This window comes from Streptomyces sp. ICBB 8177 (genome assembly GCF_003144095.1).
GTDB lineage: Bacteria > Actinomycetota > Actinomycetes > Streptomycetales > Streptomycetaceae > Streptantibioticus_D.
On the sequence record NZ_NSKH01000004.1, the window covers coordinates 258,648 to 285,641 of the forward strand.

Consider the following 26,994-nt stretch of genomic DNA (forward strand, 5'->3'; position numbering starts at 1 on the left):
AGAGAGGGGTTGACCCGCATGTGGCGCCCGCACGACCCGTTCCGCAAGGGGCAGTTGGCCATCGCCGCGTTGTTCTGCTCACTGGGCTTCCAGTACGCGACCTGGGCGTCGCGGCTGCCGTCCATCAAGGCGCACCTGGGCCTGACCACCGCCGAGGTGGGTCTGCTGCTGATGGCGACGGGCGTGGGCGCGGCGGCTTCGTTCCCGCTGGTCGCCGCGCTGATGAAGCGGCTGGGATCGCGGCGTCTCGCCCTGGGCTCGGCGGTGTGCCTGGCCCTGCTGCTGCTCGTACTGGCCGCCGCGCCCGACTACCCGGTCGCGCTGGTGGTGATGGCCTGCGACGGGGTGCTGGTGGGATGCCTGAACGTGGCCATGAACGCCCAGGGCGCGGCGCTGGAGGTCCGTCACGGCCGCAACGCGATGGCGAAGCTCCATGCCACGTTCAGCGGTGGGTCGCTGTTCGCCGCGCTGCTGGCCTCCGGCATGAACGCCGTGACGTCCACGGTCGCCGTGCACTTCGGGGTGGCCACCGTCCTGCTGCTGGCACTCGCCGGGTACGCCCGCTCCGGCCTGCTGACGCGGGACGAGGCGAAGCCCGGCAGCGCCGAGGAGTCCGAGGCGGCGCCCGCCGACGGAGCACGGCGGCGGGCCGGTTGGTCCCTGCCGTCGCGGATGACGCTGTGGATGTGCTGCGCGATGGCGTTCGGCACCGTCACCGAGGGCGCGATGAACGACTGGTCCGCGCTCTACATGAAGGACGTCGCGAAGGCGTCGGCGGAACTGGCGCCCATGGGCATCGCGGTCGTCTCCTGCATGATGGTCGTGGCCCGGCTCTTCGCGGACGGCTGGCGCGACCGCTGGGGCGACGGGCCGATCGTCCGCCTGGGCAGCGCGCTGGCGGGCGTGGGGCTGGCGCTCGCGCTGCTGAGCGGCGGCGTGGTGCCTGCGCTGGCCGGATTCGCCTGCGTGGGGCTCGGCATCGCCGCGGTCACCCCGTGCGTCTACGTCGCGGCGGCCGGACAGGGCTCCGGCGTGCTGACGCTGGTCGCGGCCATGGGGACGACGGGGCTGCTGGGCGGCCCTCCGGTCATCGGTTTCGTCGCGAACGCCTGCGGCCTGGTGTGGGGGCTGGGCGCGGTGGCGGTCTCGGCGGGCATCGTCTCGTTGTGCGCCACGCAGATCCGGTGGACCCGGTCGGCCGAACCCGTCAGTGGGGAGCCCGCGCCGGTCGACGTGTGAGCGACGGGCGGGCCCGGTCGTCGCGAAAGCGAACGGGGGACCCCGCCTGCCGTCGCCCCCTCACGCCTCCCTTCTCTTCGTAGGCGCTTGCCTAAAGCTCTTAGGCAGCTGCATAATCGGTGATGCCATCGAACGGGAGGAGGACCATGCCCCGCGCCGGACTCACCACCGAGCGCCTGACCCTCGCGGGAGCGGAGCTGGCCGACGAGGTCGGCTTCGACCAGGTGACCGTCTCCGCGCTGGCCAGGCGCTTCGACGTCAAGGTCGCGAGTCTGTACTCCCACCTGAGGAACTCGCAGGACCTCAGGACCAGGATCGCCCTGCTCGCCCTGGCGGAACTCGCCGACCGGGCGGCCGACGCGCTGGCCGGGCGAGCGGGCAAGGACGCGCTCGCCGCCTTCGCCGGCGTCTACCGCGACTACGCCCGCGAGCATCCCGGCCGCTACGCCGCGATGCGGATGCCGCTCGACCCCGAGACGGCGGCCGCCGGCGCGGGCGCGCGACACGCGCAGATGTCCCGCGCCATCCTGCGCGGCTACGACCTGGCCGAACCCGACCAGACCCACGCGGTCCGCCTGCTGGGCAGCGTCTTCCACGGCTACGTCAGCCTGGAGCTGTCCGGCAGCTTCAGCCACAGCGCGCCGGACCCGCGGGAGACCTGGCCGCGGATCATCGATGCCCTCGACGCCACGCTGCGCAACTGGCCCGCCCTCTGAGGCCGTTCGAGCCGCCGCCGTCACGACCGCGGACGCACACCGACGCCTCCCGCGCGCGCCTTCCGGCTTCTCGCTTCGCTCCTCCCGACCTTCTCGCTTCACTCCTCCCGACCGACCACCTGGGACTTCCCATGCACACCGCCGGGCACGCCCGCGTCACCACCCCCCTCACCGCCGCCATGGTGCGCGGCGCCCTCGACCTGGAACGCACCGAGCGCGGCGTGCTGCCGCACCGCCTGCCCGCCTGGGCCCGGGCGCAGTACACCGATCCGCAACTGGCCATGGCGGAGAGCCAGCCCTCAGGTGTCCGGCTCGTCTTCCGCACGTCGGCCACCACCGTCGAACTCGACGTCCTGGCCACCAAGCGCGCCTACGTGGGCGTGCCGCCTCGCCCCGACGGCCTCTACGAACTGCTGGTCGACGGCGAGCCGACCGCGCGGGCGAGCGTCGCCGACGGCAACGTGCTGACCATCGACATGGCCGCGGGCACCATGGACCAACGTCCCGGCCGCATCGGCACGTTGAGCTTCACCGGACTGCCGGACCGCGAGAAGGACGTGGAGATCTGGCTGCCGCACAACGAGACCGCCGAACTCGTCGCGTTGCGCACCGACGCCCCGGTGCGGCCCGCGCCCGACTCGGGCCGCCACGTCTGGCTGCACCACGGCAGTTCGATCAGCCACGGCTCGGACGCCGAGAGCCCCACCACCACCTGGCCCGCGCTCGCCGCGCGTCTCGGCGGCGTGGAGCTGATCAACCTGGGTCTGGGCGGCAGCGCCCTGCTCGACCCGTTCACCGCCCGCACTCTGCGCGACACTCCCGCCGACTTCATCAGCCTGAAGCTCGGCATCAACGTGGTCAACGCCGACCTGATGCGGCTGCGCGCCTTCACCCCTGCCGTCCACGGCTTCCTCGACACCATCCGCGAGGGGCATCCCACCACACCGCTGCTGGTCGTCTCCCCCATCCTGTGCCCCATCCACGAGGACACCCCGGGCCCCTCCGCCCCGGACCCGGAGACCTTCGGCACGAGCCGGCCGCGGTTCATGGCGATGGGCGATCCCGCCGAGCGCGCGGCAGGCAAGCTGACGCTCAACGTGATCCGCGACGAACTGGCGCGCATCGTGGCGCAGCGGTCGGCGGACGACCCCGCGCTCCATTACCTGGACGGCCGCGAGCTGTACGGAGCGGCCGACGCCGCCGAGTCGCCGCTGCCCGACGCGCTCCACCCGGACGCCGCGACCCACCGCCGCATGGGCGAGCGCTTCGCGGCACTCGCCTTCCACGGCGAGGGGCCCTTCGCCCCGACACGGTGAACTCCCGCCCCGCCTGCCAGGGTTCAGGCAATCCAACGAGCCTCCCCGGCGGGACTTCGGTCCGGCCGGGGAGGCTTTCGCCGTTTCCGGCGACCTCGGGCCCGAGCGACGCGCATCACCTGCGCGTCGCTCGGCGGCCCGGTCAGCGACCTCGAAGGAGGCTCCATGCCCGATGTCTGCGTGCGCCACGCGACAGCCGACGACCGCACCGTGGTCGAACGGCTGTGGCTGATGTTCCGGCACGACATGTCGGAGTTCGACGGCGCGCTACCCGGTGCCGACGGGCTCTTCCGGCAGGAGCGGCTCGACGCGGCCTTCACCGATCCGGGCTGGGCGCCGTACCTGCTGCTGAGCGACGACCGCCCGGCGGGCCTTGCGTTCGTACGGGCCCTGGACGGACCGACGAGGGTGCTCAACAGCTTCTTCGTCGTGCGCGGCGCCCGCAGGTCGGGCGTCGGACTGCGGGCGGTGCGGCAGGTGGTCACCCGGCATCCCGGTTCGTGGGAAGTGGCGTTCCAGGATGTCAACGCGGGCGCGGTGGCGTTCTGGCGCCGGGTCGCCACCGACCTGTGCGGCAGCGCGTGGAGCGAGGAGCGCAGGGCGGTGCCGGGCCGGCCCGGCCTCCCGCCCGACGTCTGGATCTCGTTCCACGTCGACGCGGACACCCCCGGACCGGTCACGGGCTCGCACCGCACCGCACCGCGCTCACGGCAGTCGTGATCACCTGCTCGGGAGCGCGACCGTCGCCGCCGGGACGAGGACGGTGCGTTCGAACGGGCCGCCGTGCGACGCGGCGTACGCCACGGCGTCGTTGACGGCGTCGAGACCGAAGGACCGGACGTGTTCGGGGGCGAGGTCCAGCGCGCCCGAGGTGATGAGCCGGATCATGCCGACGTTGGCGGCGCGCGGGAACATCCACTGGCCGCGCACGGTCACCGAGTTGCGCATGATCCACGGGTAGGGGAGCGCGAGGGCCTCGCCGCCGAGCATGCCGACGCCGCCCATGAGGACGACACGTCCGTACTCGCGCACGGTCATGGCCGCCACCCGCGCCACGGAGGCGGGCGCGCTCGGCGGAAGCAGATCGATCACCATGTCGATCGGCCCTTCGGCCGCCGCTGCCATCGCCGCCCGGTCCGCGTCCTCGTCCCCGCTCAGCGCCACCGGGCGCACCCGGGGACCGAACCGGTCGGCGAGAAGTCCGAGCGCCGCCCGGTTGCGGCCCGGCGCGACCACGCGGCCCGCCCCCATCGCGAGGGCCACAGCGACCGCGCTGCTGCCGAGGTTTCCGGTGGCGCCGCTGACCAGCAGCGTCTCTCCGGCCGCCAGCCCGCCCGCCAGCAGCCCGCCGTAAGGGATGGTGTGCACACCGAGCGCCGACCAGCGCGCCGGGTCGTCCTCCGCCGCGGCCGGCAGGGGATGGACGTTCTCCGTCGGGACCCGCATGAGTTCGGCGAACGGCCCGTCGTGCAGGTGCCGGGCCAGCCGTGCGCCGCCTTCCCCGCGGGAGCTCCAGCCCTGGAGTGTGATGTCCGGTGTGAGGGCGTCGTCCCGCGAACGCACCGTGCAGTCGCACCACACCAGGTCCCCTGCGCGCAGCCGGGTGGCATCGGGGCCGACGTGCACGATCCGCCCCACGCCGCCGACCCCGGGCACGACGGGAGGCACCAGGGGGTAGTCGCGTTCGCCGCTGAAGACCTCGGCCGCGTACGGAGGGACGCAGGTGGCCAGTACCTCGACGACCACCTCACCGCCCGCGGCCTCGGGGTCGGGTGTCTCCCGCACCGTGAGCGGGGCGCCGAACCGCGTCAGGACTGCTGCTCGCATGCGGTGACCTCCAGGGTCGTCCGTGTTCGTCGTCGGGTCCTTCGGCACCGACACTAGGAGCCCCGCCGCCATGCGGGAAGCGACGATCTGGCATCTGTGGTATGCGTATGACGCATGGACATCTCCAGTGCGGGTCTGCGGGTCCTCCAGCAGATCGCGGAATCCGGCAGCTTCACCGCGGCGGCCACCAGGCTCGGCTACACCCAGTCGGCGGTCTCCCGGCAGGCCGCCTCCCTCGAACGGAGCGCGGGCACCACCTTGTTCGACCGCCGCGCCGACGGGGTACGGCTCACCCCCGCGGGTCTGACCCTGCTGCGCCACGCCCGCACCATCCTGGACTGCCTTGCGGCGGCCGAGTCCGACCTCACCGGCACCGCGTCGGGGACCGTACCGGTGCGGCTGGGGCTGTTCCTGAGCGCGGGCGCCGTCATCCTGCCCGCCGCGCTCTCCCGTCTCGCGTCGACCGATCCGCGGATCGCGGTCACCACGACCGAGGGCACCACGCCCGCCCTGATCCGGGCGCTGCGGGCGGGGTCGATCGACCTCGCCGTGCTGACGTCCCGCCCACCCCACCGGCCCCTGGACGGCGAGTCGCCGCGTCTGCACGTCGAGACCGTCGTGGACACCGAACTGGTCCTGGCGACGCCGTCGACGGGCAGGTTCGCGGGCCGCACCACGGTGCACGTCGACGAGCTGGTCGACGCCGCGTGGATCGCCACCCCTTCATCGAGCGCCGAGCCCCTGCTCGGCGTGTGGCCCGGCCTGCCAGGACGCCCACGCGTCGTCCACCGCGCACGCGACTGGCTGACGAAGCTGCAACTGGTCGCGGGCGGCTTCGGGGTGACGACGGTGCCGTCCCGGCTCTCGCCGGTGCTGCCGCCCGGGGTGAGCCTGGTACACGTCGAAGGCGCGCCACCCGAGATCCGCCGCGTTCTCGTGGCGCGCCTGCCCGGTCGCCCGACGCCGGCGATCACGGCCGTCACCCGGGCGATCACCTCAGCCGTCTGACACGCGCCGCCGGAGCGGTCGGCCGACCCGGATCACCGTCCCCCTCGCATTCGTCGGCGCCCCGTCGGCTTGCCCGGCGCGTCGGCGACGGCCACACCTCTCGCTGATCTGTGCGGGTTTGTCCCGTCGCCTCCCCTCGTTCAGGTGAACGGCCCGCTTTTTCCCGCGCCGCACCCGAAGTCGCCTCGATAGTGGAGAAGCCGCCCGGGTCCGGGAATGCGGACCGGAAAGCGAGATCAGTCCACGTTCACCGGAAACTCCCCGCCCCTCCCTTCCCGCGAAATCCAGTGAGACCAGCGAATTCCAGATCGAGAGAACGGTGATGGGTTCATGCGCACTGAGGCGACCAAGCGGGTCAAGCTCGTCTTCGACCTCCTCGACGCCGACGGAAACGGAGTCCTGGAATCCGATGACTTCGACCTCATGGCGAGCCGGGTGATCGACGCCGCGCCCGATTCGGACGAGGCCGCGAAGGACGCGATGGTGGCGGCGTTCCGCCGGTACTGGGCGACCCTGTCCGCCGAACTGGACGTCGACAACGACGGCAGGCTCACCTTCGAGGAGTACTCCGCCTGCGTGCTGTCGCCTGAGCGCTTCGACCCGACGGTCGGCGACTTCGCCGAATCACTGGCCGCCCTCGGCGACCCGGACGGCGACGGGCTGATCGAACGGCCGGCGTTCATGGCGCTCATGGAGGCGATCGGCTTCGAACGCGCCAACGTCGACACCCTCTTCGACGCCTTCGAACCCACCGAGGACGACCGCGTCAAGGTGACGACCTGGGTGGTCGGGATCAAGGACTACTACAGCCCCGACAAATCCGGAATTCCCGGCGACCATCTCGTGGGGACGAAAGCGGCCTGACTCCGGAGACCGACGAGGAAGGAGAACGGTGAAGCCGGTCATCGGCCTTGCTGTCGGCCGGGGAACGGGATCGGAGGTCGCCGCCGTATTCGAGCGGGTACTGGGCGCCCTCGCCCGTGCCCATGCGACCGACATCGCCATCGAGCGTTCCCCGCGGACCTATCATTCGTACGTGTCGCTCAAATCCGTGGGGGGAATCGGCCGGATCCGCGAACTCACCCAGGAGGACGCGCGGCATTACGAGGAATTCTGCCGCACGCTGGCCCGCCGGGGCACCACGGCCGTCTTCCGCACCGCGATCAACGCCCAGTCGCTCTACCTGGTCCGCCAGCGCCTGCGCGCGGTGAAGGTCGATCCCATCATCGCGGGGGAGACCTCGCTCCTGCTGGTCCGGGACGAGGCACAGGGCTTCTACACCGGTGAGAACCAGCACTCCCCCGGCCTGGTCACCCGCACCATGGCCTTCAGCGAGGAGATCACCGACGAGGTGATCGCGTTCGCCCTGCGGCGGGCCCGGCAGCAGTGGCCGCGCGAGGGGATCGGCCAGGTCGTCATGGCCTACAAGTTCCACCTTCTGGACGGCGCCCTCGACGAGTGGGTGGCCAGGGCCAGCGCGCGGCACGGCGTCGACATCGCGCTCTTCCAGCCTGACACGGTCAACCGCAACCTCATCGCCTCCGGGCCGCGCCCGCGCACCGTCGTCATCGCCGGGAACGAGTGGGCCGACATCATGCACGTCGTGCTGTTGGACCGCTTCGGCTCGGAACGCCAGGAGAACCGCTACACGGAGAACGTGCATCTCCACCCGGACGTCGCCGGACTGGTCGAGTACCAGACGGTGCACGGTTCGGCGGACGACATCGAGGGCAGGGACACGGTCAACCCGCTGGCGACCGTGCGGGCCGCGGCGGCGATCGCGGAGCGGCACGCGGGGTGCGCGGGCGCGGTGGCCGCGACGGAACGCGCGATCCGGCGCACCGCCGAGCGGGGCGTCCTCACACCGGACCTCGGCGGGGACCACTCCACCACCGCCGTGGTCGACGCGCTCCTCGACGTGCTGGAGCCCTGTGACGACGCCTCGGCCGCGCCGTACGGCGGTCGCCCGGCCGAGGGCCCGGGAGCCGCCCTGGTCGCCGGATCATGAGGGCGGCGACCGGGACCGCGCTGGTCGTCGTCGATGTGCAGAACGACTTCTGCGTGGGCCCGGTCGCCGGTTCCCGCTACCGCGGTGACCCGGCGCGCCTCGCCACCGTGACGGCGAACGTCGTGCGTGCGGTCGACGTGGCACGGCGCCACGGCACCGAGGTCGTCTTCGTGCGGTTCCTGGGCGACGTGGCGTACCAGGGCGCGAGTTGGCGGCAGCGGGACCGCGCGCTGGGCAAGCGGCCCAAGTGCCTCGACGGCTCCTGGGGCGCCGAGTTCCACCAGGTGGCGCCCGCGCCCGGCGAGCGGGTCTTCACCAAGCGCGCCTGCTTCGACGCGTTCCTGGGCGACGGCTTCGAGTCGTATCTCGCCCGACTCGGCGCCGAACGGCTGGTGTTCGCCGGCCTCTACACCGACGTCTGCGTGGACTCCACCGCGCGCACGGCGTTCCAGAAGGGCTACCACGTCACGGTGCTGACGGACTGCACCGCGAGCCTGCACCTGCCGGACGAGGAGATCCTGCGCTTCGTGCGCCTCGTCTACGGCGCCCACGTCACGACGCACGACCGGCCGGAATCGTGGTCGGGACCCGCACCCGGGGAGGACATGTGGTCGGCACGGCACACCGCGACGCCGGAGAGCACCGCGAGCACACGACGGCGCCGGAGCACGGGGACCGGCGAGACGGGGGCGTCGAGAAGGGCGTCGGACTGACCGCCCTGATGGTGGCGGCCGCCCGGGCCATCGAGACCCACCGCCACGACGCCCTGGCGCGGGACGAGTTCGCGGAGCACTTCGTACGCGCCGCCCGCGCCTCCACGCACTGGCCGGTCAGGCCCGAGCAAGTGGCGGACGGGGAGGCCGATCCGTTGTGGGGCCGGCTCGGACGCTATTTCGCCCTGCGCACCCGGGCGCTGGACGACTTCCTCCTGGCGACGGCGCATGACGGCGTTCAACAGGTGGTCCTGCTCGGGGCGGGGCTCGACGCGCGGGCGTTCCGGCTCGACTGGCCTGACGGGTGCGCGGTCTTCGAGATCGACACACCGGAGGTGCTGGCCTTCAAGCACGGTGTCCTCGACGGCCTGGGCGCCACGGCGAAGGCGGTGCGCACACCGATCGGGGCCGATCTGCGGGCCGACTGGGCCTCGGCGCTGGCGCACGCCGGATTCGACGCGTCGGCACCCACCGCATGGCTGGCGGAGGGCCTGCTGCTCTACCTGCCAAGCGCATCGGAGCGCCAACTCATGGCCTGTGTGGACGACTTGAGCGCTCCGGGCAGTTCGCTGGCGTTCGAGGTGAAACTCGGCGTCGAACGGCCGCAGGTCCGCGAGAGCCCGGTCTACACGGAGACCAGGCGGCAGATCGGGGTGGATCTCCTCGCGCTCTTCGACGGCGAGCCCCGTCCGGACTCCGCCGCCGACCTGGCGGCCCGGGGGTGGATCACCGCGGTCTGCACGCCCTACGACTTCACCCGCCGCCACGGCCGCGGCCCCCGCCCCCAACGCGACGACGCCCTGGCCGCCAACCGCTGGGTGTTCGCCCGCAAACCGTGAGGGGGGACGCGGGCGCGGTGTGGTGGCGGCGGGGTGTCACGGCGTACCGTCCCGGCAGGGGCCGCTGGGACCGGCCGCCGGACACGTGGGGGGCACGATGGGCACGAGCACGCCGCCGCGCCGTGTACGTGCCTATCTGACGGGCGCCCTCGAACTGGTCCGGGAATCAGCGCTGTTCAGTGACGCGGTGGACTGGGCGGCCGTGCGGCGGGACGCCGAGGCCGTCCTGTCCCGGGCACGAAACTACGCGGACACGCACGCGTTCCTCGCGGAAGTCCTGTCGCGTGCGGGCGGACGGCACAGCCGGCTGACGCCTCCCCGCGGCACGCGGTCCGGCCCGGGAGGCGGCGGCGGCCGAACAGGCCGCGCCGGAGGCGAGGGCGTCCGAGGGACGGGGGCCGCCGCCCAGCCGATGCTGCCCACCGGGCGCGTCGTGCGGTCGGTGGGCTACGTCCGGCTCCCAGGGCTGCCGGGCGGGCGGCGCCTGGCGCGGCGTTACACGGCCACGGGTGGCGAACTCCTCGACGGCTTGGCGTCGGCCCGTCCCGTGGGATGGATCCTCGACCTGCGGTCCAACGGGGGCGGGAACATGTGGCCCATGCTGGCAGTGGTCGCGCCCCTGCTTGACGAAGGGCCGGTGGGCCGCTTCGTCCGTGCCGACGGCGGCAGCGAAGTGTGGGCGCTGGAGCACGGCAGGGTCCTCCTTGACAGCACACGCATGGCCCGCTCCCTCAGCAGCACGGGCGGCCCCCGCGACGTGCCGCTCGCGGTGCTCACGTCGAAGGGTACGGCGAGCGCCGGGGAGGCGGTGGCTGTGGCCTGCCGAGGGGAGCCCGTCGTCCGCTTCCTCGGCACGCCGACAGCGGACTTCACCACGGGCAACCTCACTCGCGTCCTGCGCGACGGCACCCGCCTGCACATCACCTCGGCCCACTACGCCGACCGCACCGGCCGTTTGATCGTCGGACCACTCGCCGTCGATGAAACGGTCGGCGACAGCGATCCGCGCGCGGCTGTCAGAGCGGCGCTGACCTGGATACACCGCCGGTGTGACGGCTGACCGCGTTCTCTGGCATGGTCGGAGGCGATCAGTGGGCGCGCTGACGCCCGTTCACCGAGCCATGGAGGACCGCCCATGCCGGACCGCCCCAGCCGCCGCACCCTGCTCGCCCTCGGGGCGGGCGCCGCCCTGGCCACGTGGCCGGGCGCCTCGGCGCACGCCGCCGACGCCCGGCGCCGCAACGCCGCTTCCCATGGAGGCGTTCGCCGTTCCGACAACGCTGTCGAGGCGCGGCTGCTCGACCTCGAAGCGCGACACTCCGCCCGCCTAGGCGTGTTCGCGCGCAACACGGCCACGGGCAGGACCGTGGCATACCGCGCCCGCGAGTTGTTCCCCATCTGCTCGGCGCACAAGGTGATCTCGGTCGCCGCCCTGCTCAAGGACCTGGACGTGCACGGCGACTTCCTGGCCGAGCGCATCACCTACACGGTGAAGGACACCACGGATTCGGGATACGCGCCCGTGACCGGAACCCCGGATCACCTCGCACACGGCATGACGGTCGCGCAGTTGTGCGCCGCCGCGATCGAGTACAGCGACAACGCCGCGTCCAACCTGATCGTGCGTCAACTCGGTTCGCCACAGGCCGTGACGCGCTTCTGCCGCTCGATCGGGGACCGTACGACGCGGCTGGACCGATGGGAGCCCGCGCTCAACTCGGCCGAGCCGTGGCGCGTCACGGACACCACCAGCCCGGTGGCCGTCGCGCGGACCTACGCCCGACTCGTGCTGGGCGGCGTGCTCTCCCGTGCGCACCGGAATCTGCTGACCGGATGGATGCTCGCCGACACCACGAGCGGACAGCGCTTCCGGGCGGGGCTGCCCCGCGACTGGCGTCTCGCCGACAAGACCGGCACCGGTGACTACGGCACGGCCAACGACGTCGGCATCGCCTGGACTCCGGACGGGACACCGGTGGTCCTCTCCGTGCTGTCCACGAAGCACGACCCCAAGGCCCAGGCCGACGAACCGCTGATCGCCGAGGTGGCGGCGGTACTGGCGGGGGCGATCGGCTGAGTCGTGGCGGTGGCCGGCGGCCGCCTCCGCCTCCGCCTCCGCCGTCGAGCGCGGCGTTACGACCTGCGGCGGGGCTTGCCCCGCCGACCGCTCTGGGTGCCGCCCTTCGTCCCTCCGGTGCGGCTCCGGCCGGTCTTGCCGTGGGAGGCGCCCGACGCCCCGGAGGCCCGCCCGCGCCGCGCGTCGCCGGACCTCCTCGCGGCGCCCGTCTTGTTTCCGTCGCCGGACTTCTTCGCGGTCCCGCCCGCGGTGCCGGTGCCCTTGGTCTCCGGCTGGGCGGCGGCGCGGCGGCCGCGCGTGCTGTTCGCCGTCCTGCCGCGCACGATGCCGATGAAGTCGTCCACCATGTCCGTGGTCTCGGCCTCCGGCCAGGACAGGCCGACGCGGGACTGCGGCGCGTCCGTCACCGTGCGGAAGGTGAGGTCGCGGCGGTGGTGCAGGCGGGCGAGGGACTGCGGGGCGACGAGGACGCCCACGCCCGCCGCGACGAGTTCGATGGCGTCCGCCGTGGTGGCGGGGCGCTCGACGGCGGGGCGGCCGGGGCGGCGGTCCCACTCCAGCGTCTCGTCGAGCGGATGGAAGACCACCTCGTCGGCCAGGTCCTCGGCGGTCACCTCGTCGGCCGCGGCCACGAGGTGGTCCTTCGGGACCACGACGACGGTGGTCTCGGTGTAGAGGGGGATCACACTCAGCCCCGACCGGTCGGACGGCACCCGCAGCAGGGCCGCGTCGACCTCACCGCGCCGCACCGCGTCGGGGGCCTCGACGGCGGTCACCGCCACCAGCTCCAGAGGGGTGTCGGGCAGCCGCTCCTGCCAGATCCGCACCCACTTGCCGGGCGTGACACCCGGCACGTAGCCGAGCCGGAACGAAGGGGCTGTCTCGGAGTCCGTCACCAGGACAGGTTACCGGGCGTGGTCGAAGGGGCCGTACGCAGTCGATATCCTTGACACCATGACGTCGCACAAGACCCCCCAGACCATGAAGCCCGCGACCGCGGCGAAGAAGCTGGGGGTGTACCTGGAGGCCACTCCCGCCGCGTTCCGCGAGGGCGTGGTCTCGCGCGACGAGCTGAACGCGCTCCAGGCCGATCCGCCGGAGTGGCTGCGCGAGCTGCGGCGCAACGGCCCGCACCCCCGCCCGGTGGTCGCCGCCAAGCTGGGGATCTCCATCTCCGGGCTCGCCCGCGGCGGGGTGACCGAGCCGCTCACCACGGACCAGATCGAGGCGCTGAAGGACGAGCAGCCCGAGTGGCTGAAGCGCGAGCGCGCCACCCAGGAGGAGGTCCGCAAGGAAGCGGTCCGCCTGAAGGAGAAGCAGGCCACCCGGCGCGACGGCGGCACCGGCCAGTCCTGACGTTCGTTCCCACGGTGCTCGGCCGTTCGCACGGCGGCCGGGGCTTGTGGGTGACCCCCTGGGCCCCGCGGCTCGACGGGCACGTGGTCACCCATCACGCCGGAACAGACCCGCCCACAGGGCCGGACCAGCGCTGGAGTCGGTCGCCTCGCCAGGCACGCGGCGCAGCTCGATCTCCGTGAGGTCGTGGAGGATCAGCCGCAGCGTTGCCGCCGTGCAGGCCGCAGGCGCGTCCGGAGCGCCCCTGCCATCGGCTTCCACGACGCCCCCGCCATCGGCCTCCGGTGCCATCCCACCAGCGCTGTCCGCGGCCCACAGTGCCATCGCGTCCGCCGCCGGGCAGGTGAGGAAGAGGTGTCCGCCCGGCGCCAGTACGCGCTCGCGCAGGGCGCGATAGGCGATGCGCCGCTGCGGCGGCAGCCGGCCGAAGCAGCCCGCGTCGTGGACCAGGTTGTACGGCCCCGCCAGGACGTCCGTGGTGAGCGCGAAGGCATCGCCGTGGTGGAATCGCACCGCGGCGCCCGCCTCACGTGCGCGCGCCACCGCCGATGCCACGGCCGTCGCCGACGGGTCGACCGCGTCCACCTCGAAACCGTGGGATGCCAGGCGGAGGGCGTCGCGACCCGTGCCGCAGCCCAGCACCAGTGCCCGGCAGGGGGTGACCAGACCCCGGCCGACGTATGACACGAGGCCCTCGTGCGAGTCGAGGCCCTCGTGCGAGTCGGGGCCCTCGTCCGAGTCGGGCCTTCTGTCCGACACCAGGTCCTGGTCCGACACCAGGTCCTGGTCCGGCACCGAGCCCTGGTCCGGCACAACGCTCTCGTCCGCCCCGCGGTCCATGTCGTGGTCCCTTCCCTTCCCCCTCGCGATGCCATCGCACACGGCGTCGGTATGATCGCGTCCGCCTCCCGGGACTCAACACCCCCGTCAGAATCCTGCCATTCGGCACCCTGACAGGCGAACACCCATGCGGCCAACGGCACGATCAGGGGAACGGACTTCACCGTCATCAGCCGACGGTCCCGCAGTGGAATCCATGGCGGCGGCAGGCCAACTCCCCATCAGCGTAAGGCCGGAGAGCAACAGACGCCCCCGCGGCAACCGCCACCGACGTGGGTGGCGGGGCCGCCGATCAGGTCCGGGCAGGCATGAGAATCCGCTTGCCGACCACACGACCGAGCGATGCCACCTGGTATTCCACGTCCTGTGCCCCTTACAGTTGCACCCCACTTACCAGTGGCAAGAGAAAGACAGGGAAAGACATCATGGCAACGACCCACCCCACCAAGGAACTCGACACCACCATCGGGGGACTGCGCGCCGAGGTCCCCGAACTGGAACGCCAGAAGGACCGGTTGGAGGCGGAGTTGCAGGCCGTCACCACCCGTCTGCGTGCCATCGAGTCCGCTCTGCGGGCGTTGGAGACGCTGGCCGACGCCCCCGCCGCCCCGGCGCGTACCGAGGCCGCCGGGACCCCCGCCGAGGCTCCGGCCGCCACGCTGCCCGAGGCGGCCATTCCGGCGCCGCGTCCGCAGGAGGAGTCCACTCCTGAGCCGAAGAGGACCACCCCGCGCAAGAGCACGGCGAAGAAGACCACCGGCAAGGCCGCCAAGTCCACCGCCGCCAAGGCGAAGAAGGACACGAAGGCCGCCAAGGCCCCCGCGTCCAGCACCTCCCGCAAGAAGGCGGCGGCCGCCCCCAAGGCCGACGCGGCGCGGACCAACGGCGGTCTCGCCGACCGCATCATCGAGGTGCTGCGCGAGGCGGGCGAGCCGATCCGGGCGCGTCAGGTCAACGACGCGCTCAACCGGGAGGCCACCCCCGGCGCCGTCAACTCGGTGCGCAACATCCTGGAGCGCCTCACCTCCGACCAGCGCCTGCGCCGGCCGGCCCGTGGTCTGTACGAGCTCGCCGAGTCGTAACCGGCTCGTGGTGTGACGGACGGCGGCCCGAGCCCTTGGGGCCGCCAAGTCCACGGCCGAGTCTCCCGCCGCGTCCACCACCGCAGTCCACCGCTGCGCGACCCGGCGGGGCGACCCAGGCGATGACGTTCAGCCCGCGGGACGTGTCAAGCGGTCGCCGTGGCCCGGCCGTTCGCGGCCACCGAGTCCCACGACGGCCCGGCACGGGGCCACGCGGCTCACAGCACCCCGGCGCGGAGCGCGTACACCACCGCGTGCGTGCGGTTGCGCAGGTTCAACCGGGTCACGACGCTGTGCACGATGCTCTTGACGGTGCGTTCCGAGTAGCTGAGACGGGCGGCGATGTGGCGGGTACTCCATCCGTCGGCGAGCAGGCGCAGCACCTTGATCTCCCGGGGTGAGAGCCCCGCGACGTTGATGCCGTGCGGCAGCAGCACACTGTCCCTGACGGTCTTGATCTGGTTGATCAGCGCCTGCTGGAAACGCCGGCCCGGCTCAGGGCCCTCGGCGGCCTCCGCGACAGCCCTCCTGACCTCGTCGAAACCGCTGTCCTGCCGGTAGAGGAAGCTCACCAGACCGAGGTCGATCGCCCGCAGCAGATGGTGTTCGGGTAATTCGTTGGCGATCATGACCACCGGCAGCGGGCAGCCCGGCTGGTCGCGCTGTACGCGCTCGACCCGGGTCAGGGTGTCCCCGGTGACCTCGGTGGCGAACACGGCCAGGACGTCGGCCGGCTGACGGTGCGCCCAGTGGACGGCGGTCAGCTCCTGGCACGCCGACAGCCAGGAGACGGCGCCTTCGGCGGTGACCGGGTCGTTGGCCAGCACGGCCACCGCGAGGGTCGCGGACTTCGCCGACACATCCTGGACGAACTCTCGTATCAAGATGGTTCCTTAAGAGGGTAATTCCGTTGAGTGACAATGGCCACACCCATTCACTCAAGCCCGCGGCGACGTCATCGCGTTGAAGGGTCACTTCATTGCGAACGGCCCGGAAGAGCGCTGTCGGCTCCCGCCGGGAAGGCTAGGATGATCTTGAAGAACGCGCAAGTTCTGCCATTCTCCGGGCGCTTCGCCGACACTTCCCCGCCAGTTACCCGGACCTTCCCGGTACTTCCCCGACAGCCACTCCCGCTCCCGTTCCGTAACCCGCGCGGCGGTTGCGATTCAGCTGACATACATCCCCTGCATGGGCATTGACCTGCGTGAACCTTGTCCGGTTCCACGGCTGCCCCATCGTGCAGTCTGCTTCTCCCCAATGGGCAGGACGCCTTGCAAAGCCGACCGGTTGGGCCGTACACCTTTGGTAACGGCACGGAAGCCCGAGGGCGATTTCCGTCGCCCCCCACGCATTGACCACGCGCCACCGAAATGAGAGCACCACGTGCCCGAGCGCCTTGGCCTTCCGCCGAATGATTCCGCGGAGGGCCCCGCGTCGAATGGACCGGCGAACCGTCGCCGCCCGGGCCGCCCGTCGTACCGGACGTCCTCCGGAACCTGACGAGTCGCCGACCATCTCCTTCGCAATCGATCCCGGCCCCCGACCCCCTCGCCTCTGTGTGACGCGCGTAGCGGCACGCACCGGGCGGAGCGATGCCCCGGGGAGACCCGCCGGGGTTCCGGCGAGGACCGGGCAGAGAGGAAGCCTGCACCCATGAGGTCCAACGGGCAGACCGCGCACGGCGATGCCGCCGGCCGCGCACCGCTCCGCGAGCCGGACAGCCGCCGCGGCGGCGCACCGGACAGCGGCGCAACCCACTCCTCCCTCGCGGCCCCGCACGCCGCGCCGTCCGGCCGGCCCACCCTCGCCGGAACGCAGGCCGGCCCGGGCCCGGGACGGCTCTCGTACGACGCGGTGCGGCCCGTGGTCACCCGGATCTGGGAGCAGGTCCTGCGCGTCGACGATCTGCGTCCCGACGACGACTTCTTCGAGCTGGGCGGTCACTCGCTCGCCGCCTCCCAGGTGATCTCCCGGATGCGCGAGGCGCTGCGGGTCGAGGTGCCGCTCGCCGCGTTCTTCGAGTGCCCGACCATCGCCGAGTTGTCGGCCTACGCGGTGACCGCCGCCATGGCCCCGGCGCGGGCCGGTGGTGACCGTGCCGAGCGGGACGGGCGCTGAGGTGGGCGGCGAGCGGGTGTCACCGCTGGCCTCGGCGCAGCAGCGGCTGTGGTTCTTCTGGCAACTGCGGCCCCAGGGCAGCGAGTACAACGTCCCCAGGGCCACTCGGCTGCGCGGCACGCTGGACGTCGCCGCGCTGGAGTGGGCGATCGGGCGGCTGGTCGAGCGCCATGACGCGCTGCGAGCCACTTATCCCGTCGTGGACGGTCGCCCGGTGATGCGGATCGCGGCGCGGGCCGAGGTGCCGCTGGCCCGCACCGATCTCACGGACCTGCCCGCGACGGCCCGCCCGGCGGCGGCCGACGAGGAGGTGAACCGGGCCGCGCTGGAGCCGTTCGACCTGGCCGGTGGGCCGGTGTTCAGGGCGCGGCTGATCCGGCTCGCCGAGGAGGACCACATCCTGCTGCTCGCCTTCCACCACATCGTGGTCGACGGCTGGTCGCTCGGCATCGTGGAGCGCGAGATCGCGACACTGTACGCGGCGCGGCGCGACGGGGCGCCCGATCCGCTGCCGGACCCGCCGCACGCGTACGAGGACTACGTGGCGGCCGAGCGGCGGATGCTCGACGGCCCGCGCAGGGCCGAAGCCCTGGCCTACTGGCGTCGGCAGCTGGCCGACGCGCCGTCCCAGCTGACGATGCCCACCGATCGGCCGCACCCGGCTGTCGCCGATCACACCGGTGACAGCGCGCCGTTCCTGGTCTCGCCCCAACTCGGACAGGAGATCCAGGCGTTGGCGAAGCGGCTTCGCGTGACGCGCTTCGTGGTCCTGCTCGGCTGCTACGCGGCACTGCTGTCGCGGCTGTCCTCGTCCGAGGAGGTCGTGGTGGGCGTGCCGGTAAGCGGGCGCACGACGCTGGAGGTCGAGGACGTCGTCGGGCTCTTCGTCAACATGCTGCCGGTGCGGGTGCGCGTGGCCCCCGGCATGACGTTCGGGGCGCTGCTGCACCACGTCCGCGACACCTTCCTCGCCGGGCACGAGTACCAGGACCTGCCGTTCCAGCAGGTGGTCGAGGAATTGCAGCCCGAGCGCCTGACGTCGCGCCACCCGGTGTTCCAGGCCGCGTTCACCTACGAGGACACCTTGGATGAGGGGTCGGCGCTGCCGGGTCTGGCGTCCTCCCCGGTGCCGTTGCGCACCGAGACCGCGAAGTTCGAACTCACCCTGCACATGGCCTGGGGAGCCGGGCGGATCGAGGGCTTCACCGGCTACCGCGCCGACCTGTTCGACGCCCGCACCGCCGCTCTCCTGGGCGAGCGCTACCTGCGTCTGCTGTCGGCCGCCGTCGCCGCGCCCGACACCCCCGTCTCGGCGCTACCGGTCCTCGGGCGCCGCGAGGAACGCGTGCTGCTGTCCGGCGGAACGCGCCCGCCCGCTCCCGGCGCGGAACGCGTCGACCGGACGGTGCGGCGCCGCGCGGCCGACAGGCCCGAGGCGATCGCCGTACGGCAGGCGGGAGTCGAGCTGTCGTACGGTGAACTCGACGTCAGGGCGGAGGCGTTGGCGGCGGCGTTGCGCGCGCGGGGGGCGGGGCCGGAGCGGCTGGTCGCCGTGTGTCTGCCGCGCGGCGCGGACCTGGCCGTGGCCGTCCTCGGAGTACTGCGCAGCGGAGCCGCGTACGTGCCGCTCGACCCGGGCCATCCCCCGTCCCGCCTGCACGCGATCCTGGACGAGGCCCAGCCGCTGTGCACGGTGACCGGCAGCGCGCACGCCCACCTCGTCAGCGGCGCGATGGTGAACGTCGATCAGACCTCAACCGGCCTGAGAATGACCGGTCATGACGTGGCATCAGCGAACACTCTGTCCGATCTCGCCTACGTCATCTACACCTCCGGGTCGACCGGGCGCCCCAAGGGCGTGATGGTCGAGCACCGCGCGCTCGCCAACCTGGTGGCCTGGCACCACGACGAGTTCGGCCTCGGGCCCGACGACCGTGCGACCATGATCGCGGCGCCCGGCTTCGACGCGTCGGCGTGGGAGATCTGGTCGGCGCTGACCGCGGGCGCCACGCTGGAGGTGCCCGACGCTCAGACCGTGCTGTCCCCCGGCGATCTGACGCGCTGGCTGGTCGAGCGCCGGGTGACCAGCTGCTTCGTGCCGACACCGCTCATCGAGGGGATGGCGCGGGCGCCCTGGCCGGACGGCGCGCCGCGTACCGTGCTCACCGGCGGCGACCGGCTGCGTGCCCCTGAGCGGCGGTCCTGGCCGTTCCGCCTGGTCAACAACTACGGGCCGACCGAAGGCACGGTGGTCGCCACCTCGGGCACGGTATCCGGTGACGCCCAGCCCTCGGCAGGCCTGCCGGACATCGGGCGTCCGTTGCCCGGTGTGGAGGTCTACGTACTCGACGCCGACCTGCGCCCCGTACCCATCGGCGTACCCGGCGAGCTCTACCTCGGCGGCACCCAACTCGCCCGCGGCTACCTCACCCGACCCGACCTCACCGCCGACCGCTTCATCCCCCACCCCCACACCACCACACCAGGACAACGCCTCTACCGCACCGGCGACCTCGTCCGCTGGAACACCAACACCACCCTCGACTACCTCGGACGCAACGACCACCAACTCAAAATCCGCGGCTTCCGCCTCGAACCCGGAGAAATAGAAAACACCCTCCGCGACCACCCCACCATCCACGACGCCATCACCACCACAACCACCACACCCCACAACGAACCCACCCTCACCGCATACGTCACCCTCGCCGACGGCGCGGGCGACCACGACGCTGTGGTCGAGGCGATCCGCGACCACCTGCGTGACCAGTTGCCCCGCTACATGGTTCCGAGCCATGTGATCGTGTTGCCCGCGTTCCCCCTGGGCGCCAGCGGCAAGGTGGACCGTGCGGCGCTGCCGGCACCCGAGGCGCACTGCGCCGCGGACCGGGGCGGCGCCCCGCGCGACGAGGTGGAACGCGAACTCGCCGCCATCTGGGCGCAGGTGCTGGGGCGGCCGGAGCCGGGAGTGGAGGAGGACTTCTTCGAGGCGGGCGGCGACTCGTTGCGCAGCATTCAGGTGGTGCACCGGGCGCGCGAGGCCGGGTGGACGCTCACCGTCAGCGATGTCTTCCACCACCCGACCATCGCCGAACTCGCCGCGTTGTTGCGCCCGCAGGCCCGCACGGCGGCGGCCCCGGGAGGGTCGCGGTGAGGAACCCGTGGCTGCTGCGCTTCCCGCCGCGCCCCGGCGCGCGGCTGCGGTTGCTGTGCCTGCCCGGCGCGGGTTCGGCGGCGGCGATGTACCGTTCGTGGGCCGGTGAGTTGCCGGACGACGTCGAGGTCTGCGCCGTGCAGTTGCCGGGACGAGCCGGACGGCTGCGGGAGACGCCGTTCACCGCGATGGACCCGCTGGCCGACGCGCTGGCGGAGGCGGTCGTCGCCGAACTCGATCGCCCGACCGTGGTGTTCGGGCACAGCCTCGGGTCGCTGGTCGGCTACGAGATGGCATGCCGCCTGCGGGACGCCGGTGCCGACGGGCAGCTGCGCGAGCTGATGGTGGCCGCGCACCGGCCGCCACGGCTGGGCAGCGCCGGTCTGGCCTACCATCGTCTGCCCACCGAGCAGTTGATGACGGTGATGGCGGGGCTCGGCGGCACGCCCGCCGGTGTGCTGGCCCGGCCCGACCTCGTACGCCTCGCGGAACCGGCGATGCGTGCGGACTTCGAGGTGGACTACACCTACCGCCACCGGGAACGGGAGCCCCTCTCCCTCCCCGTCAGTGTGTTCGGCGGTACCGGGGACGCCACCGTCTGCGAGGCGGAGCTTGCACAGTGGCGCACGCACACCACCGCGGAGTTCACGCTGCGCATGCTGCCCGGAGACCACTTCTTCCACGAGGGGCCGAGTCGCGCGGAACTGCTGTCGCTGATCGGCGCGCGCCTCCTGCGACACGTCTGACACCGGGGCCCCGGAGCCCCGAAGCGCCCGCCCCATCCCGCATTCCCCATCCCACATTCCGCATTCCGCATTCCGCATTCCGCATTCCGCAACCCAGCGAACGACCGTGTTGAGAAAGGACGTTGGTGTCATGTTCGAGGACGGCGACGACCGCCGCTACGCCGTGGTGCGCAACCACGAGCACCAGTACTCCATCTGGCCCGAGGACCGGCCGGCGCCCGTCGGCTGGGAGCCGGTGGGGGTGACCGGGGTCAAGCAGGAGTGCCTCGACCACATCGGCCGGGTGTGGACCGACATGCGTCCGCTGAGCCTGCGGCCGCAGGACCCCTCGGCCGCGTGAGGGAAGGGACCGGCACCGTGTTGTCACAGCTGAGCCTCTACGAGGTGTTCGCGCGTCAGGCCGAGCTGCGCCCGGACGCACCCGCGGTCACCGACGGCCGGGAAGAGCTGACCTACCGTCAACTCGCCGACCGGGCCGACCGCCTGGCCGCCGCGATCCTGCGCGAGGTCCCAGGGCCGGGCGCCCGCGTCGGCCTGTGTCTGCGACGCGGCAACGACGTCGTGGTCTGCGTCCTGGCGGTGCTGCGCGCCGGGTGCGCCTACGTGCCGCTCGACCCGTCCTACCCGGCCGACCGGGTGCGGTACATGGCCCGGGACGCTGCGGTGGACCTGGTGCTGACGGACCACGACGCCGATCCGGCCGTACTGCCGGACGCCGGGCGGGTGCTGCCGCTGGGCCCGGCCCTGTGGCGGGACGATGCACCGGGCGCCGGGGAGGTGGCCGTGACCCCGGACGAGCCCGCCTACGTCATCTACACCTCCGGTTCGAGCGGCCGGCCCAAGGGCGTCGTGGTCTCGCACCGCAACGTCACCGCGCTGCTGGAGTCCTGCGAGAAGGTCCTCGACACCGGCGAGGACGACGTGTGGACGCTCTTCCATTCGTACTGCTTCGACTTCTCCGTGTGGGAGATGTGGGGCGCGCTCTCGCACGGCGCCACGCTGGTCGTGGTCCCCGCCGACGTGGCCCGCTCCCCCGAGGCGACGCTCGCCCTGCTGCGCGAGCGGCGGGTGACCGTCCTCAACCAGGTGCCGTCGGTGTTCCGCTACCTGTCGCGGGCGAGCGCGGACGAGGCGCTCGCGGTGCGGTACGTCGTCTTCGGCGGCGAGACGGTCGATGTGGAGGCGGTCCGGGCGTGGCGCCGGACGCACGGGCCCGCCGCGGAGTTCGTCAACATGTACGGGATCACCGAGACCACGGTCTTCTCCACCTTCCGCCGGCTCCTCGCGCACGAGATCGACGGCACTCCCGCCCCCGAGGCGCAGAGCGAGTCGCCCGACCCGGCGCCGGACCCTGCGCTCAACATCGGAGTGCCGCTCGACGGCTTCGAGCTGGTGCTGCTGACCGACGAGGGCAAGGTCGCGGAGCCGGGGCAGATGGGCGAGATCCACCTCGCGGGCCCGCAGTTGGCCCTCGGCTACCTGGACCGGCCCGAGCTGACCGCCGAGCGCTATCCCACGCTCACCCTGCCCGGCCGCGAACCGCGCCGCTACTACCGCACCGGCGACCTGGCGACCGCGCGCCACGACGGCACCCTGGAGTACGCGGGCCGCGCCGACGACCAGGTGAAGATCAACGGATACCGCATCGAGACCGGCGAGGTGGAGACCGCGCTGCGCGGCACGCCGGGCGTGGCCGACGTCGTGGTGGTCGCTGCCACCAGCCGCATCGGCGAGCGCATGCTCGTGGCGTTCTACACCACCACCCCCGGCGGCGGGGGCGACGGACCGGCGGAGGGACTGCCGCAGCGGCTCGCTGCCCGGGCGCGGGCGGTGCTCCCCGCGTTCATGGTGCCCGGGCGGTTCGTCGCCGTGGCGCAGATGCCGCTCAGCCCGTCCGGCAAGACCGACAAGCGCGCCCTCGCCGAACGGCTGACCCGGCGCCCCTCGGGAGGGATCGCGTGAACGACGACCCGCGCACCGCCACCGAAGCGCCCGGCAGCCTGCCGCTGTCCGCCACCCAGGAGGCGATGTGGGTGACCTGGCGGATGGACCCGGGTAAGTGGGAGCACATCATCCCGCTCGCCTTCCAGGTCACCGGCGCGCTGGACGTCGAGCGGCTGCGTGCCGCCGTCGACGCGGTGGTCCGCCGCCATCCGGCGCTGCGCGCACGGGTGTCGGACGCCCCGGAAGACCCGCGCCTCACCTGGGACGGCGCTCCCGTGGCGGCCGTCGGGGTCCGCGTGCGTGCCGTCAGCGGTGAGCGGGACGCAGCGATCACGGCGGCACGGGCACCGTTCGACCTCACCGCGGGACCGCTGGCCCGGGTCGAGGTGCTTGAGGGTCCCGGATACACCGTCCTGCTCCTGACCGTGCACCACATCGTGCTGGACGGCACGTCGATCCCCCTTCTCCTGGACGACCTGCGACGGGCCTACGCGGGCGAGGACATCGGCGGGCCCGAGGACCCCGCGCCGCTGGTCGCCCACGCCGCCCGATCGCGTGAGGCAGCCGAGGGGGACGCGGGCGAGCCGCTGCGCGCGTTCTGGCGGCAGGCGTTGAGGGACGCGCCGGAGGACGGCCTGCTGGCGGCACCGGACGCGAACGGGTCGGCAGAGCCGGTCACATGGCCCCTGGCGCTCGAACCTGAGACGGCCGCCGGCGTGGCGCGGCTCGCCGACGCGCTGGGCGTCTCCCGTTTCACCGTGGCGTTCGCGGCGCTCTTCGTCGTCCTGCGGCACCACACCGGCGGTGACGACCTGATCATCTCGGCGCCGTACCACGGGCGTTCGGACCAGGCGCTGGCCGGGCGGGTCGGCTTCTTCGTCAACGTCCTGCCGTTCCGGCTGCGGATGCGCGCGAGTGACACCTACGAGCGCGTCGTACGCGAACTGCGGTCGGTCGTACGGGAGTCGCTGGCGCACGGGACACTGCCGCTGCCCGCGATCCTGCGCACCGCGGGCCTGGTGGGACCGCGCGCCCGGCACACCACGCACCAGGTGGTCTTCGAGTACTGGAACACCGCGAGCGAGACCGGTGTGGACGTCTTCGACTTCGCCCTCGCCCACGAGGGCACGCGGTGCGGGCTGAGCATGCTCGACCTGACGGACGTGGCGGACTACCGGCTCACGGTCATGCTCGCCGAGGGCAGCACCGGCAGCCGGATGCTGTGGAAGGACCCGTCCGGCACGGTCGGGGCCGACCGGATCGCGTCACTGGCACGGGACTACCACGCCGTGCTGAGCGACATGCCGGCAGACCCCCGGCGCACCCTCGCCGACATCGGCGCCCTGCTGACTCCGGTCACGTCGGCGGCCTGCCCGGAAGCCCCCGATGCCTCCGACAGCACTTCGGCGGACGGCGGCGGCGCTCCGTGCGAGGCGACGCCCTCGACGCTGGACGCCATGGCCGCCGTGTGGAGCGACGTGCTCGGCATCGACGACCTGACCCCCGACGAGTCGTTCTTCGAACTCGGCGGCCACTCCCTGCTCGCCGCCACGCTGCTCGGCCGGATCACCGACCGCCTCGGCGTCGAGCTGACGATGCGCGACCTGTTCGCCCACCCCCGACTGGGCGCTCTCGCCGGGGTGGCCGAAGGCCGCCTCGCCGCGCGGATCGCCCCGGCGGCGGAGGGGGCGGCCGGGGCGGACGAGGACGGATGGGGCCCGCTCTTCCCCGCGTCGGGTTTCCAGGAGAGCATCTGGCTGGCCGAACGCCTCGACCCGGCCCATGCGCGCTACCACATCCCGCTCTTCTGGCACGTGCGCGGCACCCTGGACCCGGACGCGCTGCGGTCGGCGCTGGCGCTGCTCGTGGAACGCCACGAGATCCTGCGCACCCGCTTCGTGGACCGCGACGGCCGCCTCCACCACGAGGTCGGCGACGCGTGGGAGCCCGAGGTGGAGTTCGCCGAGGTGGCCGAGTCGGGCGACGAGGCGCGGCGGCAGTGGCTGCGCAAGTGGTCCGACACCGCCGCCACCGGGTTCGTGCCCGGCGAGGGGAGACTGCTGGCCGCCGCTGTGGTCGGTTCGCCGGACGGCGATCCGGTGCTCGCCCTGTGCGTCCACCACCTGGTCCTGGACGGCGAGTCGGTGCCCCTGCTGGTGCGGGAGCTGGAGCGCTGCTACCGGCACGCGGCCGCTCCCGGCTCACCGCCGCCCGAGGCCGGCGGCCAGTACCGCGACCTGGTCCGCGCCCAGCGCACCGGAACCGGCCGGGCGAGGGCCGAGGCCGATCTGGCGTACTGGCAGGAGCACCTGCGCGACGCCCCGGCCGCACTGGACCTGCCCGCGCCCGACGTCGCCGAGCCGTCCGGCACCCTCTCGTTGCCTCTCGCGCCCGACGCGGCGGTGAAGGCCGAGGCGCTCGGCTCGCGCCGGCGGACCACGGCGTTCGCGGTGCACGCCGCGGCGCTCGCGGCGGTGCTGCACCGCGCGTCGGGCGCGGCGGACCTCACCTTCGGCGTCCCGGTCGCCGACCGCGCCGGGCGGAGCGCGGGCGACGTGCTCGGACCAAGCCTCAACACCGTTGTCCTGCGGTCGCGTTGTGCGCCGGAGACGACCTTCGGGGATCTGCTGGGGGCGATGAGGGACGAGGTGCTCAACGCCTTCGAGCACCGGCACGCGCCGTTCGAGGAAGTCGTGGGACGGCTGCGCCCTCGACGCAGGCCCGGACGCGCGCCGTACGTCGACTGCGTGCTGAACAACGTGAGCATGGCCGACTGGTCGGCGGACCTGGGCAGCGCGCGGCTGGTGCCGCTCGAAGCCATGCACAGCGACGAGGCCGCCAAGTTCGGCCTCACCGTCACCTTCACCCGGGGAGCGGACGGGACGCGCGGCGACCTGGCCTTCCGGGGCGATGTGGTCGGCGCCGCCGACGCGCACGCGCTGGCGGACGAACTCGCCGCCGTCATCGGCCGGTTCCCCGGTCTGCTCACGCGGACCGTGTGGAACTCCCGCCCCGGCGCGGCCGGTTCCGGTGACGCGGACGCCGCTGCCCCCACCGACCCGACACCTTCCCTTCCGGCGAGGAGCACCGAGTGAGTCCGGCCACCCCCTTCCGTTTCGGCGTCAATCTCTCGCCGGTCGCCTCCCGTGGCCCTGAGTGGGCTGACCGGTGCCGCGCCGCCGAGCGCCACGGGTTCGACGTCATCGCCGTCCCCGACCACCTGGGAGTGCAGGCGCCGTTCACCGCGATGGTCGCCGCGGCGCACGCGACGCAGCGGGCGCGCGTGACCACGTACGTCCTCAACAGCGCCTTGTGGAACCCGGTCCTGCTGGCCCGCGAGGCGCTGTCCGCCGAGGCGCTGACCGGCGGCCGCGTCGAGGTGGGCGTCGGCACCGGCTACGTGCGCTCGGAGTTCGACACCGCAGGGGTGGAGTGGGGCAGCGCGGGCAGCCGGGTGGACCGGCTCGAGGACACCGTCACCAGTCTGCGTGCCCTGTTCGCCGACCCGCGTCCGCTGGGCTTCACCGAGCCGCCCGCCCGGCTGCCGGTGCTGATCGGTGGCAACGGCGACCGGGTGCTGCGGCTCGCCGCCCGCCACGCGGACATCGTGTCGTTCGCCGGTGCCGTCCTCGCGCCCGGCTCGGCTCGCGGCACGCTGCGACTGATCGACGCGGACGCCATGGCCGAACGGGTGGGCTACTTCGAGCGGGAGGCGGGCGAGCGCGGGGCGCGCACGGAACGCAACATCCTCGTGCAGACGGTCGTGGTGACGCCCGACCGGTCGGGCACCGCGGAGACGATGCGCAGGCGCCTGCCGTACCTGACGGCCCAGCAGATCGTCGAGGTGCCCACCCTGCTGGTCGGCAGCGAGCGGCAGATCGCCGCCGCGCTGCTGGAGCGCAGGGAGCGGTACGGCTTCTCGTACGTGTGCGTGCACGAGCGGGACATGGCCGCGTTCGCACCGGTGATCGGACTGCTGCGAGGGCGGTGACGGGACGCGGCGGCCAGGAC

General features: G+C 72.8%; 24 protein-coding genes. 20 read left to right on the forward strand and 4 right to left on the reverse strand.

Going from position 1 to position 26,994, the window contains the following annotated elements:
• The first annotated feature begins 18 nt into the window (after positions 1-18).
• From CK485_RS06825 to CK485_RS06840, 4 genes are all read left to right on the forward strand, one after another.
• Positions 19-1,239, forward strand: coding sequence for an MFS transporter (locus tag CK485_RS06825; protein WP_109448051.1), 1,221 nt, complete (start codon positions 19-21; stop codon positions 1,237-1,239).
• 146 nt (positions 1,240-1,385) lie between these two features.
• On the forward strand, positions 1,386-1,955 hold the full coding sequence (locus tag CK485_RS06830; protein WP_109448053.1) for a TetR/AcrR family transcriptional regulator: 570 nt from the start codon (positions 1,386-1,388) through the stop codon (positions 1,953-1,955).
• A gap of 131 nt (positions 1,956-2,086) precedes the next feature.
• Positions 2,087-3,271, forward strand: a complete 1,185-nt coding sequence (locus CK485_RS06835) for a GDSL-type esterase/lipase family protein (RefSeq protein ID WP_109448055.1) — start codon at positions 2,087-2,089, stop codon at positions 3,269-3,271.
• Between the two features lie 165 nt (positions 3,272-3,436).
• Positions 3,437-3,991, forward strand: coding sequence for a GNAT family N-acetyltransferase (locus tag CK485_RS06840; protein WP_109448057.1), 555 nt, complete (start codon positions 3,437-3,439; stop codon positions 3,989-3,991).
• On the opposite strand, the gene CK485_RS06845 is transcribed toward CK485_RS06840, so the two are convergent.
• On the reverse strand, positions 3,992-5,098 hold the full coding sequence (locus CK485_RS06845) for an alcohol dehydrogenase catalytic domain-containing protein (RefSeq protein WP_199239265.1): 1,107 nt from the start codon (positions 5,096-5,098) through the stop codon (positions 3,992-3,994).
• 114 nt (positions 5,099-5,212) lie between these two features.
• Between CK485_RS06845 and CK485_RS06850 the strand changes: the two genes are divergently transcribed.
• The 7 genes from CK485_RS06850 to bla all read left to right on the forward strand — a co-directional run bounded on the left by CK485_RS06850 (position 5,213) and on the right by bla (position 11,743).
• The gene (locus tag CK485_RS06850; protein WP_109448059.1) at positions 5,213-6,106 is read left to right on the forward strand and encodes a LysR family transcriptional regulator; all 894 of its coding nucleotides are present in this window, start codon (positions 5,213-5,215) and stop codon (positions 6,104-6,106) included.
• Positions 6,107-6,436: 330 nt separating this feature from the next.
• Positions 6,437-6,970, forward strand: a complete 534-nt coding sequence (locus CK485_RS06855) for an EF-hand domain-containing protein (RefSeq protein WP_109448061.1) — start codon at positions 6,437-6,439, stop codon at positions 6,968-6,970.
• Positions 6,971-6,998: 28 nt separating this feature from the next.
• A complete protein-coding gene (locus tag CK485_RS06860) occupies positions 6,999-8,114 on the forward strand; it encodes an isocitrate/isopropylmalate family dehydrogenase (RefSeq protein WP_109448063.1) in 1,116 nt (371 codons plus the stop codon).
• Complete coding sequence (locus tag CK485_RS06865; protein ID WP_109448065.1) at positions 8,111-8,827, forward strand: cysteine hydrolase; 717 nt, start codon at positions 8,111-8,113, stop codon at positions 8,825-8,827. Before CK485_RS06860 ends, CK485_RS06865 begins: the two co-directional genes overlap by 4 nt.
• 8 nt (positions 8,828-8,835) lie before the next feature.
• Positions 8,836-9,666 carry an SAM-dependent methyltransferase gene (locus tag CK485_RS06870; RefSeq protein ID WP_109448508.1) on the forward strand — a complete coding sequence of 277 codons (831 nt, stop codon included), beginning with the start codon at positions 8,836-8,838 and terminating at the stop codon, positions 9,664-9,666.
• A gap of 412 nt (positions 9,667-10,078) precedes the next feature.
• Positions 10,079-10,726 carry a S41 family peptidase gene (locus CK485_RS06875; RefSeq protein ID WP_241968214.1) on the forward strand — a complete coding sequence of 216 codons (648 nt, stop codon included), beginning with the start codon at positions 10,079-10,081 and terminating at the stop codon, positions 10,724-10,726.
• A gap of 75 nt (positions 10,727-10,801) precedes the next feature.
• Complete coding sequence (bla, locus tag CK485_RS06880) at positions 10,802-11,743, forward strand: class A beta-lactamase (protein WP_109448069.1); 942 nt, start codon at positions 10,802-10,804, stop codon at positions 11,741-11,743.
• A gap of 56 nt (positions 11,744-11,799) precedes the next feature.
• Here the strand turns inward: bla and CK485_RS06885 are convergent, their stop codons facing one another.
• Positions 11,800-12,639, reverse strand: a complete 840-nt coding sequence (locus tag CK485_RS06885) for a LysR family substrate-binding domain-containing protein (RefSeq protein WP_109448071.1) — start codon at positions 12,637-12,639, stop codon at positions 11,800-11,802.
• 58 nt (positions 12,640-12,697) lie between these two features.
• Between CK485_RS06885 and CK485_RS06890 the strand changes: the two genes are divergently transcribed.
• Positions 12,698-13,099: a DUF5997 family protein gene (locus CK485_RS06890; protein WP_109448073.1), complete on the forward strand. Its 402-nt coding sequence runs from the start codon at positions 12,698-12,700 to the stop codon at positions 13,097-13,099.
• Positions 13,100-13,186: 87 nt separating this feature from the next.
• Here CK485_RS06890 and CK485_RS06895 read toward each other — a convergent pair whose 3' ends face one another.
• Positions 13,187-13,939 (reverse strand): class I SAM-dependent methyltransferase, encoded by a 753-nt coding sequence (locus CK485_RS06895; RefSeq protein WP_109448510.1) that lies wholly within the window; start codon positions 13,937-13,939, stop codon positions 13,187-13,189.
• A gap of 425 nt (positions 13,940-14,364) precedes the next feature.
• On the opposite strand from CK485_RS06895, the gene CK485_RS06900 reads away from it, so the two are divergent.
• Positions 14,365-15,021, forward strand: a complete 657-nt coding sequence (locus CK485_RS06900) for a hypothetical protein (RefSeq protein ID WP_109448075.1) — start codon at positions 14,365-14,367, stop codon at positions 15,019-15,021.
• A gap of 218 nt (positions 15,022-15,239) precedes the next feature.
• Here the strand turns inward: CK485_RS06900 and CK485_RS06905 are convergent, their stop codons facing one another.
• A complete protein-coding gene (locus CK485_RS06905; protein ID WP_241968185.1) occupies positions 15,240-15,905 on the reverse strand; it encodes a response regulator transcription factor in 666 nt (221 codons plus the stop codon).
• Between the two features lie 769 nt (positions 15,906-16,674).
• Here CK485_RS06905 and CK485_RS06910 point away from each other — a divergent pair.
• The 7 genes from CK485_RS06910 (at position 16,675) to CK485_RS06940 (ending at position 26,974) form a co-directional block, all read left to right on the forward strand.
• The gene (locus tag CK485_RS06910) at positions 16,675-17,139 is read left to right on the forward strand and encodes an acyl carrier protein (protein ID WP_109448512.1); all 465 of its coding nucleotides are present in this window, start codon (positions 16,675-16,677) and stop codon (positions 17,137-17,139) included.
• Positions 17,117-20,293: a non-ribosomal peptide synthetase gene (locus CK485_RS06915; RefSeq protein WP_158288175.1), complete on the forward strand. Its 3,177-nt coding sequence runs from the start codon at positions 17,117-17,119 to the stop codon at positions 20,291-20,293. The genes CK485_RS06910 and CK485_RS06915 overlap by 23 nt, the downstream gene beginning before the upstream one ends.
• Positions 20,290-21,039, forward strand: coding sequence for an alpha/beta fold hydrolase (locus CK485_RS06920; RefSeq protein ID WP_109448081.1), 750 nt, complete (start codon positions 20,290-20,292; stop codon positions 21,037-21,039). Before CK485_RS06915 ends, CK485_RS06920 begins: the two co-directional genes overlap by 4 nt.
• A 130-nt stretch (positions 21,040-21,169) precedes the next feature.
• Positions 21,170-21,379 (forward strand): MbtH family NRPS accessory protein, encoded by a 210-nt coding sequence (locus tag CK485_RS06925; protein ID WP_109448083.1) that lies wholly within the window; start codon positions 21,170-21,172, stop codon positions 21,377-21,379.
• A 17-nt stretch (positions 21,380-21,396) separates the two neighbouring features.
• A complete protein-coding gene (locus CK485_RS06930) occupies positions 21,397-23,001 on the forward strand; it encodes an amino acid adenylation domain-containing protein (RefSeq protein ID WP_158288176.1) in 1,605 nt (534 codons plus the stop codon).
• The gene (locus CK485_RS06935; protein WP_241968186.1) at positions 22,998-26,078 is read left to right on the forward strand and encodes a condensation domain-containing protein; all 3,081 of its coding nucleotides are present in this window, start codon (positions 22,998-23,000) and stop codon (positions 26,076-26,078) included. Before CK485_RS06930 ends, CK485_RS06935 begins: the two co-directional genes overlap by 4 nt.
• The gene (locus CK485_RS06940) at positions 26,075-26,974 is read left to right on the forward strand and encodes a TIGR03621 family F420-dependent LLM class oxidoreductase (RefSeq protein ID WP_109448087.1); all 900 of its coding nucleotides are present in this window, start codon (positions 26,075-26,077) and stop codon (positions 26,972-26,974) included. The genes CK485_RS06935 and CK485_RS06940 overlap by 4 nt, the downstream gene beginning before the upstream one ends.
• Positions 26,975-26,994: the final 20 nt, after the last annotated feature.